Below are 10107 nucleotides of genomic sequence, written 5' to 3' on the forward strand. Positions count from 1 at the left end.
AGTCCCGTCTTACTAATATCGAGGCCCACGCCCGTGTCCGCATCCGCCATCGAACCCGTCTCGTTCACCCTGTATTCGAAGGATTTCGACAGGTTCGCCCAGGAGCTGGGCGCGTCGTTCCAGCGCTACGGCTTCGCGGTGATCTCGGACCACGACATGGCCCAGGCCCGCATCGACGCGGCCATCGCCGACGCCAAGGCCTTCTTCGCCCTGCCCGAGGAGACCAAGAAGCAGTACGCCGGGTCGTCGGGCGGCTCGCGCGGCTACATCCCGTTCGGCATCGAGACCGCCAAGGGCGCGACCCATTACGACCTGAAGGAATTCTGGCACGTCGGCCGCGACCTGCCGCCGGGCCACCCGTTCCGCGCCAACATGGCCGACAATGTCTGGCCGGCCGAGATCCCCAGCTTCCACCACAATGTCGGCTGGCTGTACGGCGCGCTCGACAGCCTGGGCGTGCGGGTGCTGAAGGCCATCGCCACCTATCTGAACCTGGGTCGCGACTTCTTCGATCCGACGGTCAAGGACGGCAACAGCGTGCTGCGCCTGCTGCACTATCCGCCGATCCCCAAGGACGCCACCGGCGTGCGGGCCGGGGCCCACGGCGACATCAACACCATCACCCTGCTCATGGGCGCGGAAGAGGGCGGGCTGGAGCTGCTGGACCGCAACGGCGATTGGCTGCCGATCAACCCGCCGCCCGGCTGCGTGGTCTGCAACATCGGCGACATGCTGGAGCGCCTGACCAACCACGTCCTGCCCTCGACGATCCACCGGGTGGTCAATCCGCCGCCGGAACGTCGCGGCGTGCCGCGCTATTCGACGCCGTTCTTCCTGCACTTCGCGTCGGACTATCTGATCAAGACCCTGCCCAGCTGCGTCACGGAAGAGAACCCGGACCGCTATCCCGAGCCGATCACCGCCGACGCCTTCCTCCAGCAGCGCCTGCGCGAGATCAAGCTGGCCTAGGGAGCACAGCCCGCCGCGCTCCCGGACCCTCCATCAGTCCCGGGACGAGCCGGCGGCGAGGTGCGACCAAAGAAAAAATAGAAATGAAAAGGCCCGGAGCAGCGCTCCGGGCCTTTTCTATTTCGTGATCCGCAGGTTCTGGATCGAGCCGGCGATGGTGTTGAACACCGAGGTCAGTTGGTCGGCGCTGGTCACGTCGTAATACATGTCCAGCTTGGTGGCGCACTGCTGCAGGATGGTCCTGGAGTGGTCCGAGACGCCCACCCCGATGGCGTAGATCACCACGCCCTTGTCCTTGGCGTTCTGGCACAGCAGCTTTTCGCGGCTGTCGATCGCGTCGCGGCGGTCGGTCGCCGAGGAGTTGGCCGTCAGGGACGTGCCGTAGGCGTTCTTCAGGCGGCCCTGGGCCATATAGCCGTAGCCCGTATAGATCGACTTGTTGGGATTGTTGGTGACGTCGTTGGTGTTGTCGCCGTCGGTCAGCAGCACGATCACCTTGGTGGTCTTCTTGCCGTTGGCGGTGGCCGGATCGACGCCGTCGGCGAACGGCGCGTTCTTCGACAGGGTGTGCCAGCCCCAGGCCAGGCCCATGGCGACGTTGGTGTTGCCGTCGGCGATCATCTGGCCGAGCTTGGCCTTCACTGCGTCCCGCTCGGTGGTGGTGCGGACATTGGTCAGGCGCTTCAGGGGGGTCAGCCCGCAGCCGGCGTTGGGGCCGTAGGCGGTGCCGGTCTTGGCCGGGCTGATGACATTGTTCTTGTTGCTCGCGCCGTACTTGGCGGTCGGCGTCGAGCGCGTGGCCCAGGCTGTCGTCAGGGTGCCGCTGGGCGAGACGCCGTCCGGCAGCCAGTTGTTGACGATCGGGTTGCCGGGATTGTTCACGACCCGGTTGTCGCGATAGCGCGTCGTGCTGGACTGGGCGACGCCGACGGTGTTGTCGTCGGGCTCGTCCGGCGCGAAGAACGGCACGAACATCGAGGCGGGGATCGTGGTGGCGGGCGCATCGTCGGTGACGTCATAGGGCGAGGGCCGGCTTTCGACGCATCCGGCCCAGGTCAGGCCCAGGTTCGACAGCAGGGTGAAGCGGTTCTGGTTGGTGGCGAACACGTCCGTGCCGTAGCCGGTGGTCGGCATCTTGCCGGCCAGCCAGGTGGTCTGGCTCTGGTAGGTCGAGCCGACGTTCACGGTCATCGAGAACGGCACGACGCTGATCTTCACCGCGTCGGTCTCGCTGGCCCGGGCCGCGGCCGAGGCCAGGACGTCGACCAGCGACTTGGAGGCGTTGATCAGGGCGTCGATCTTCTTGGTCCCCGAGTTCAGGGTGCTGCCCATCGAGCCGGTGTTGTCGAGCACCAGGGCCACTTCCAGCTTGTTCACCGAGCGCATCACGGTGGAGCCGGCCGAGACGTGCAGGTCGCCGGTGTTCCAGAGGTTGGAGATGATCGGAGTGAGCGGGACGTTCTCGACCGAGCCGACAACCGTGTTGCCCGTGCCAAGCTTGAACTTGACCACGGCTTTGGCCAGGTCCACGCCCTGGCCCTCCAGCTCGGTTTTCATGGCCGCCAGGCCGATCGCCGTGAGATCGTCGTTGTTGGTCGCGGTCGAGCGGGCGGCCATCAGGGTCGCGGCGTCCAGGGCGTCCTGCAGCTGACGCTTCTGGACGCTGGTGCGGCTCAGGTCGATCAGGCCGAACGTCAGGATGGCGATGGGGATCAGCAGCAGCGCGAACTGCACGGCGATGGCCCCGCGCTCGTCGGCGCCCAAACGCGTCACGAGCCGCGCCGCAAGGCGTTTCCACATGGTCATGAGCAAGGCCCGACTCCCCAGAGATCGGGCATTATCACCAAGGACGGTGAACGGGCCGCAAACGACGATGGTGAATCGCGGCCCCTCGGCTCGGAAGCCCGCGACGCCCCGTCCCTTTGGAAAAAGCCGGGAGAGCTGCTATATCCTCGCCTCGATCCCGAAAATCTCTTGCCCCCGGACCGCCCCTTGAGCGTCACCCTCGACCTGTCGCGCATGGCTCCCCCCAATTCTGAGGGAAGGGCCGATGCCCCCAAGCCGCCGATCAACCTCTCGGGCCTCACCCGCCCGCAGATGGTCGCCGCCCTGACCGAGAGCGGCGTGGTCGAGCACGGCAAGGCCAAGATGCGCGCCACCCAGATCTTCCGTTGGGTGCACCATCGCGGCATCACCGACTTCGCCCAGATGAGCGACGTGGCTAAGGAGACCCGCGCCCGTCTGGCCGATCAGTTCACGATCGCCCGCCCCGAGGTGGTCGAGCGCCAGGTCAGCAAGGACGGCACCCGCAAGTGGCTGATCCGCATGGCCCCGGGCATCGAGGTCGAGACCGTCTACATCCCCTCCGTCGGCCGAAGCGGCGCGCTGTGCGTGTCCAGCCAGGTGGGCTGCACGCTGAACTGCAGCTTCTGCCACACCGGCACCCAGGCCCTGGTCCGCAACCTGACGGCCGCCGAGATCGTCGCCCAGGTGCAGATCGCCAAGGACGACCTCGCCGAATGGCCTTCCGACAAGGACGACCGCCTGCTGAGCAACATCGTGTTCATGGGCATGGGCGAGCCGCTCTACAATCTGGGCCACGTGGCCAACGCCATCGAGATCATCAGCGACAACGAGGGCATCGCCATCTCGCGTCGCCGGATCACGGTCTCGACGTCGGGCGTGGTCCCGCAGCTGGACGCCCTGGGCGATAAGACCCAGGCCATGCTGGCCATCAGCCTGCACGCCACCAACGACGCCCTGCGCGATGTGCTGGTGCCGCTGAACAAGAAGTATCCGCTCGAGCAGTTGATGGCCGGCATCCGCGCCTATCCGGGCCTGAGCAACGCCCGCCGGGTGACGTTCGAATACGTGATGCTGAAGGGCGTCAACGACAGCCCCGACGAGGCCCGCGCCCTGGTCAAGCTGATCAAGGGCATCCCGGCCAAGGTCAACCTGATCCCGTTCAACCCGTGGCCCGGCACCGACTACCAGTGCTCGGACTGGGCCGCGATCGAGACCTTCGCCGCGATCCTCAACCGCGCCGGCTACTCCTCGCCGATCCGCACGCCGCGGGGCCGCGACATCCTCGCCGCCTGCGGCCAGCTGAAGAGCGAGAGCGAGAAGGTCCGCGCCTCGGCGATGCGCAAGCTGTCGATGGCGGCCATGGCCGGCGTGCTGGACGACGACGAGGACGAGGCGGCCGCCTGATGTCGGAGCCGGCGGGCGGTTCCGAACCGGACGCCGCGATGATGGCCGGCCCCGAGACGCTTGCGCGGTTCCTCGAGACGGCCGACCAGAGCGTCCTGGACGGCGTGTTCTCGACGGGCGACGTGACCATCCTCGAGAACTTCCCGCCGCATGTGTTCAGCGGCCAAGCCGGCCTGGACCACTGGCGCGGCCTGATGGCGCGGCATGTCGGCGCGATCTCGGAGCTTCGGCACACGTTCGGTCCGCCGCAGGACTTCGTCCGCACCGGCGACACCGCCTACTTTTCCCTGCCCACGCGCTGGACCGGCGTCCGCGACGGCAAGCCGTTCGACGAGCACGGCGGCTGGTCGTTCGTGCTCGTGTTGGAGAGCGGCGCCTGGCGGATCCGGTCCTACGGCTGGTCGGTGACGAGCTTCGTCCAATAGCGCCGCGACCCCTGCGCCTTCGCGTCGCCGACGAGCCCTCTACGCACGGCGCTTGATCCCGTGCTAGCAATGCGTCCCTCAAGTTCGGGGTTTACCGCTTCCATGCCGCCACAGCTTCAGTCGCCCGAGATCCAGGCCTTCGCCAGCGGCCTGCCGCTGACCCTGATGCACGCCGCCATCACCCTGGTGATGCTGGTGCTGGGCACGGCGCTCTACGCCCTGCTGACCCCGCACAAGGAGATCAAGCTGATCCGCGAGGGCAACGCCGCCGCCGCCCTGTCGCTGGGCGGGGTGATGGTCGGCCTGGCCATTCCGCTGGCCACCTCGCTGTCGGCCTCGGTGTCGCCGCTGGAGATCGTGCTGTGGGGCGTCTCGACCATCGCCGTCCAGCTGCTGGTCTTCCGGATCACCGACATGCTGCTCAAGGGCTTGCCCGAGCGGATCAACGAGGGCGAAGTCGCCGCCGCCGCCCTGCTGGTCGGGGCCAAGATCGCCACCGCCCTGATCCTGGCCGCCGCGGTGGCCGGCTGACGGTCGGGCGAGCGGGGGCGACACCGTGCATTTCCCGAAACTCCCGGATTGGCTGATCTACGGGGCGGTGGTCAGCGCCCTGCTGGTCGTCGCCATCGGCCGGCAGGAGCGCTCCGACGCGCCGCCGCCGCCGCCGCCGGTGCCCGGCGACGTCGGCCTGCCGCTGGGCCCCGCCTCGCCGTTCGATCCGTCCATCGTCGTCCAGGTGCCCGAGAAGGGCCAGCCCGGCAGCGGCACGGCCTTCTCGGTCGATGACGGCGGCTCGTGGCTGACGGCCCGGCACGTGGTCGACGGCTGCCGCGAGGCGGCGATCGTCGTGGCCGACGGGCGGGGCGTCGCGGCCCGCGTCACCCTGGACCCCTCCGGCGACGCCGCCATCCTGACCACCGAGGGCGGGGCGCCGGCCGTGCCGCTGCGCGCCGCGGCCGAGCCGCCCCGGCGCGGCGAGCGGGCCTATCACCCGGGCTTCCCGCAGGGCCATCCCGGCGAGGTCACCTCGCGCCTGCTGGGCCGCGAGAACCTGGTCGTCCGGGGGCGCGGCGCCCGGGTCGAGCCGGTGCTGGTCTGGGCCGAGGTCGGCCGGACCGATAATCTGAAGGGCACGCTGTCGGGCCTGTCGGGCGCTCCGGCCCTGGACAGCGCCGGGCGGGTGATCGGCGTGACGGTGGCGGAGTCGCCGCGCCGGGGCCGCATCTACACGACGGCCCAGGAGACGGTCGAGGACCTGCTCAAGCACAGCCGCCGCCGCCCGGCCAGCTTCGCCCTGGGCGAGTCGATCACCACCGAGAACTACGGCCGCGTCGCCGACGGCCTGCGCCGCGACCTGCGCGTGGCCCAGGTGGTGTGCCTGAAGAGCGAGACCTAGGCTTCGGATTTGGCCTCCTGGGTTTGGGCCGGGTCCGCCTGGCGGGCGGCGACGACGAACACCAGCACGATGGCCACGAAGCCGATCACCGTGGTGTAGACGTAGAACACGAAATAGCCGGTCCCCAGCGCCGCCGGGCTGACCCCGGACTTGGCCATGGCCTGGGCGTAGCTCTCGGCCGGCAGGCGAGCCATCAGCGTCTTGAGGCCGGCGACGAAGCCCGAGCCGTCGGCGGCCTTGGCCACGCTTTCGACGATGCGGCCCGACTGGCTGGCCAGCAGCTTGCCCAACAGGGCGTACAGCGACGAGAACAGCGCGTACTGGGTGGCGGTGAAGCCGGCGCTGGTCAGGCTGGACATGTAGGCGATCAGGCACGTGCCGGCGAAGCCGCCGCCGATGTTGTCGGCCGCGATGGCCAGCATCAGGGCCGAGATGTCGTGACCGGCCATGGCCAGCCAGGCGAAGCTGAGATTGCTGAGCGAACCCAGGAACGCCCCGGCGATCAGCGAGCGCATCAGGCCGAAGCGCAACACCGACCAGCCGCCCAGGGTGACGCCCAGGATCGACATCACCGCCCCGAACACCTTGCGGACCTCGGCGATCTCCAGCTTGGAGAAGCCCAGATCGACATAGAACGCGCCGTTGATGTTGATGACGAAGTCCGAGACCCGGTAGAGGCAGATCAGCGCCAGGATCAGCCCGCCCAGCTTGGCGTAGCGGCCGAAGAAATCGACCAGGGGCTGGCCCAGGGCCGAGGACAGATAAACCCCCGGTCGGGTCGGTCGGCCGGGGATCGGCCAAGCGGCCAGGGCGATCACCGCGAAGCCGCCGATCACGCCCGCCAGCTGCAGCCAGGGCTTGGCGTCGGACTTGAAGGCCTCGACCAGGCTGGCCCCCGTCGCGTCGGCGCCGAATAGGCCCAACAGGGTCGAGGCCAGGCTCGGGTCGCCGATCAGGCCCACGCCCAGCATCAGGGCGCCCAGCAGCAGGACCAGGACGCGGAGCACGGTCTCCGCCGCTTCCTGGACAGGGCGGGGCGGCAGGTCGCCGGTGTCGATGGGGCGCACGGCGTGCTGAGCCTCGCGCGGGGCGGCCAGCACGGCCAGCACGCCCACGCCCATCAGCGCGGCCATGGCGGCGTAGGACAGGCTCCAGGTGAAGGCTTCGGCCAGGATCAGCGGGACGGCGCCGGCCACGATGATGGCGATGCGGTAGCCCCACTGATAGGCGGCGGCCATGGCGCCCTGCTTGGCGTCCTCGGCCACCTCGATCCGCCAGGCGTCGATGACGATGTCCTGGTTGGCCGAGGCGAAGCCTACCATCACCGCGAACAGGGCCATCAGGCCCAGGTGCGTGGCGGGATTGGTGCCCGAGACCAGGGTCAGGCCGACGATGATCACGGCCTGCGAGACCAGCATCCACGAGCGGCGGTGGCCCAGCCACTTGGTCAGGAACGGCACCGCGGTGCGGTCGACGATCGGGGCCCACAGGAACTTCAGGGCGGTGAACAGGGTGGCCAGGCTGAAGAAGGCGATGACCTCCAGCTTCAGCCCGACGTCGCGCAGCCAGATCGACAGGGTGTCGAACACCAGCAGGGCGGGCAAGCCGGCCGAGAAGCCGAGGAAGAACATCACGGTGGTGCTGCGCACGTCCCGTGTGCCCTCGCCCTGGGCCGAGGCGGGGGCGCCGAAACGGTTGGGAGCGTCCTGGCCCTTCACGACGCCCAGGTCATAGAGCAACCACAGCCAGCCCAGCACTGGCACGAGGGCCGCCAACAGCCACAAGCCGCTCTTGCCGCGATCGTGGCAGCGCTTCACGCCGATGGCGATAAGCGGCCAGGCCAGGCCGACGGCGATCAGCCACGGCAGGGCGTCGAGGATTTCCGAACCCGGCGGACGGGGCGCGGGCGTGGCGGTCGGATCGACCGGCGGCTTCAGGTTCACCAGCGCCCAGAACAGGCCGAAAATGGCCGCCGCCGCCACCTGGACCAGCCAGAACTGCAGCCGGCCGACACGGCCGTGGAACGAGGTCAGAAGGGCCTTGGCGCTCTGTGCCTGGGGCGTCGCGTCTTCGGTTCCGGCCTTCTGCGTCGCCATTCAAACCCCCGTCGAACCTTCGGGGAGCACGGCTCCCGCCTTAGCCGGCGACCTTGGCGCGCGTCGTGGCTTTCGTCCAGCCGAGCCCGGTCCAGTTGATGAGCACGCCGCGCAGGGCGGCCGGGGTCAGGGGCTTGGGGAGGAAGTCGTTCATGCCGGCGGCCAGGCAGGCGCGGCGGTCCTCGTCGAAGGCGTCGGCGGTCAGGGCGACGATCGGCGTGGTCACGCCGCGCTCGCGCAGGGCCTTGGTCGCCTCGATGCCGTTCAGGCCCGGCATGCGCAGGTCCATCAGGATCAGGTCGTAGAAGCCGCGCGACAGCGCCGAGACGGCCTCGTCGCCGCTGGCGATGCGGTCGACCTTGCAGCCCTCGCGCTCCAGCAGGGCGCGGGCCAGCAGGGCGTTGATCGGATTGTCCTCGGCCAGCAGCACGCGGACGCCGGGCGCGGCGGCCGGGGCGATGCGGTCGTCCTCGTGGGCGGTCGAGGGCGTGGTCTCGACAGGCTGCACCTTGGTGGCCGGGCGCGCGGCCAGCACCTGGGCGATCAGCGAGGCGCGGCGCAGCGGCTTGATCAGGTAGCCCAGGCCCGAGGCCTTCAGCTTGGGGATGCGGTCGCGCTGTTCGGGCGTCAGCAGGGCGACGCAGGCGCGGCCGGCCGGGGCCTTAAGCGCGCCGCGCGGTCCGGCCAGGGCGGCGTCCAGCAGCAGCACGGCGTCGGCCGGCGCGCCCTTCAGGGCGACGGCGACGGTCTCGCCCGACAGGGCCTGGCCGCCGCTGGCCCGGACCTGGCGGATGGCGGCCTCGCGGACCATGGCGTTGGGCGAGGCGATGGCGACGGTGCGGCCGGTCAGGGGCAGGTCGACCGGGAGGGCGGGCGCGAACTCGAACGGGGCCTCGAACCAGAAGTCCGCGCCCTGGCCCAGCTCGCCGCCGACCCCGGCCTCGCCGTTCATGGCGCCGGCCAGGCGGGCGACGATGGCCAGGCCCAGGCCCGCGCCGCCCAGCTGGACCTGGTGCGAGGGATCGGTCTGGACGAAGGCCTCGAAGATGGCGGCGCGGGCTTCCGGGGCGACGCCCGGCCCGGTGTCGCGGACGGAGAAGCGGATGCGGCCGTTCGGAGCGACGTCGGCGCTCAGCAGCACGCCGCCGACCTCGGTGAACTTGATGGCGTTGCCGGCGTAGTTCAGCAGCACCTGCCGCAGGCGGCCCTCGTCGGCCAGGATGGCGGGCAGGCCGGGCGCGGCGGCCCAGGCGATCTCGATGGCCTTTTCGTGGGCGCGCGGGCTCAGCAGCTCGGCGACCTGGCGCAGCAGGTTCTCGACGTCGACCGGCGCGTTGTGCAGCTCGATGGCCGTGGCGCCCAGCCGGGCGAAATCCAGCACGTCGTTGACCAGCGACAGCAGGTGGTCGCCGCTTTCGCGCAGCGCCCCGACATAGGCCCGCTGCTCGGCGGTCAGCCGCGTGCCTTCCAGCAGCCGGGCCATGCCCAGCACGCCGTTCAGCGGGGTGCGGAACTCGTGGCTGAGGGTGGCCAGCTGTTCGGGGGTGACCCCGGCGGAGGAAGGACGGTTGCTCATGGCGGGAGACTGTAGCGCTCTCGGCTTAACGACGGGTGTTCGACGAAGCGGGTTCGGGGGCATGGCCGGGATCTTCGGTGCGGCGAACACTTGCCCCCTACGGACCGCTTCGCGGTCGTCTTCCCCCACAGGGGGAAGAGGCGCGTCCTCCGCCCCCTGTGGGGGCGGACAGGCGGCGAAGCCGCCAGGTGGGGGCAAGTGTTAGCGGGCACGACTTCTCAAGCTCACGCCTTCGGCTGTGAGAGGGAATGGAAAGGGTCGCGGAGCGCCGGACGACGTCCGGAGGTCTTTGAATGAATACCGTTTCGACGAAGCCAGTCGCTCCGCGCCATCGTTATCCGCCAGCATCCGGTGGGCAGCCCTGTTGAGGCTTAGCCGGACCCGGTCTCGATCCCTTTCGGGAGAAACCGGCCGCCGAGGGCGCGGGCCAATGGG

Annotated in this window: 8 protein-coding genes; 5 read left to right on the plus strand and 3 right to left on the minus strand. The window is 69.7% G+C overall.

Translation table 11 applies throughout. The features are described from left to right. Positions 1-33: 33 nt before the first annotated feature. Entirely contained in the window at positions 34-969 is a 936-nt protein-coding gene (locus AC1DYP_RS15590) for an isopenicillin N synthase family dioxygenase (RefSeq protein WP_477047095.1), read from the plus strand. Between the two features lie 117 nt (positions 970-1086). Here the strand turns inward: AC1DYP_RS15590 and AC1DYP_RS15595 are convergent, their stop codons facing one another. Continuing rightward, positions 1087-2742, minus strand: coding sequence for a TadE/TadG family type IV pilus assembly protein (locus tag AC1DYP_RS15595; RefSeq protein WP_477047096.1), 1656 nt, complete (start codon positions 2740-2742; stop codon positions 1087-1089). Between the two features lie 219 nt (positions 2743-2961). Between AC1DYP_RS15595 and rlmN the strand changes: the two genes are divergently transcribed. The 4 genes from rlmN (at position 2962) to AC1DYP_RS15615 (ending at position 6000) form a co-directional block, all read left to right on the plus strand. Continuing rightward, a complete protein-coding gene (rlmN, locus tag AC1DYP_RS15600) occupies positions 2962-4179 on the plus strand; it encodes a dual-specificity RNA methyltransferase RlmN (RefSeq protein WP_477047097.1) in 1218 nt (405 codons plus the stop codon). Further along, entirely contained in the window at positions 4179-4604 is a 426-nt protein-coding gene (locus AC1DYP_RS15605) for a Cif family virulence factor (RefSeq protein WP_477047098.1), read from the plus strand. Before rlmN ends, AC1DYP_RS15605 begins: the two co-directional genes overlap by 1 nt. 102 nt (positions 4605-4706) lie before the next feature. Next, complete coding sequence (locus AC1DYP_RS15610; RefSeq protein WP_477034639.1) at positions 4707-5135, plus strand: DUF350 domain-containing protein; 429 nt, start codon at positions 4707-4709, stop codon at positions 5133-5135. Positions 5136-5160: 25 nt separating this feature from the next. Continuing rightward, positions 5161-6000 (plus strand): S1 family peptidase, encoded by an 840-nt coding sequence (locus AC1DYP_RS15615; protein ID WP_477034640.1) that lies wholly within the window; start codon positions 5161-5163, stop codon positions 5998-6000. Here AC1DYP_RS15615 and AC1DYP_RS15620 read toward each other — a convergent pair. Together AC1DYP_RS15620 and AC1DYP_RS15625 are read right to left on the minus strand one after the other, a co-directional pair. After that, complete coding sequence (locus AC1DYP_RS15620) at positions 5997-8096, minus strand: AmpG family muropeptide MFS transporter (protein ID WP_477047099.1); 2100 nt, start codon at positions 8094-8096, stop codon at positions 5997-5999. The genes AC1DYP_RS15615 and AC1DYP_RS15620 overlap by 4 nt on opposite strands. Positions 8097-8136: 40 nt before the next feature. Next, positions 8137-9672 (minus strand): response regulator, encoded by a 1536-nt coding sequence (locus AC1DYP_RS15625; protein ID WP_477047100.1) that lies wholly within the window; start codon positions 9670-9672, stop codon positions 8137-8139. Positions 9673-10107: the final 435 nt, after the last annotated feature.

The organism is Caulobacter sp. P1_D6, from assembly GCF_056406095.1.

Bases quoted from the DNA above. Each gene is read 5' to 3' on its own strand.
- AC1DYP_RS15620 (WP_477047099.1), bottom strand. From the start codon at position 8,096: ATGGCGACGCAGAAGGCCGGAACCGAAGACGCGACGCCCCAGGCACAG.
- AC1DYP_RS15610 (WP_477034639.1), top strand. From the start codon at position 4,707: ATGCCGCCACAGCTTCAGTCGCCCGAGATCCAGGCCTTCGCCAGCGGC.
- AC1DYP_RS15625 (WP_477047100.1), bottom strand. From the start codon at position 9,672: ATGAGCAACCGTCCTTCCTCCGCCGGGGTCACCCCCGAACAGCTGGCC.
- AC1DYP_RS15605 (WP_477047098.1), top strand. From the start codon at position 4,179: ATGTCGGAGCCGGCGGGCGGTTCCGAACCGGACGCCGCGATGATGGCC.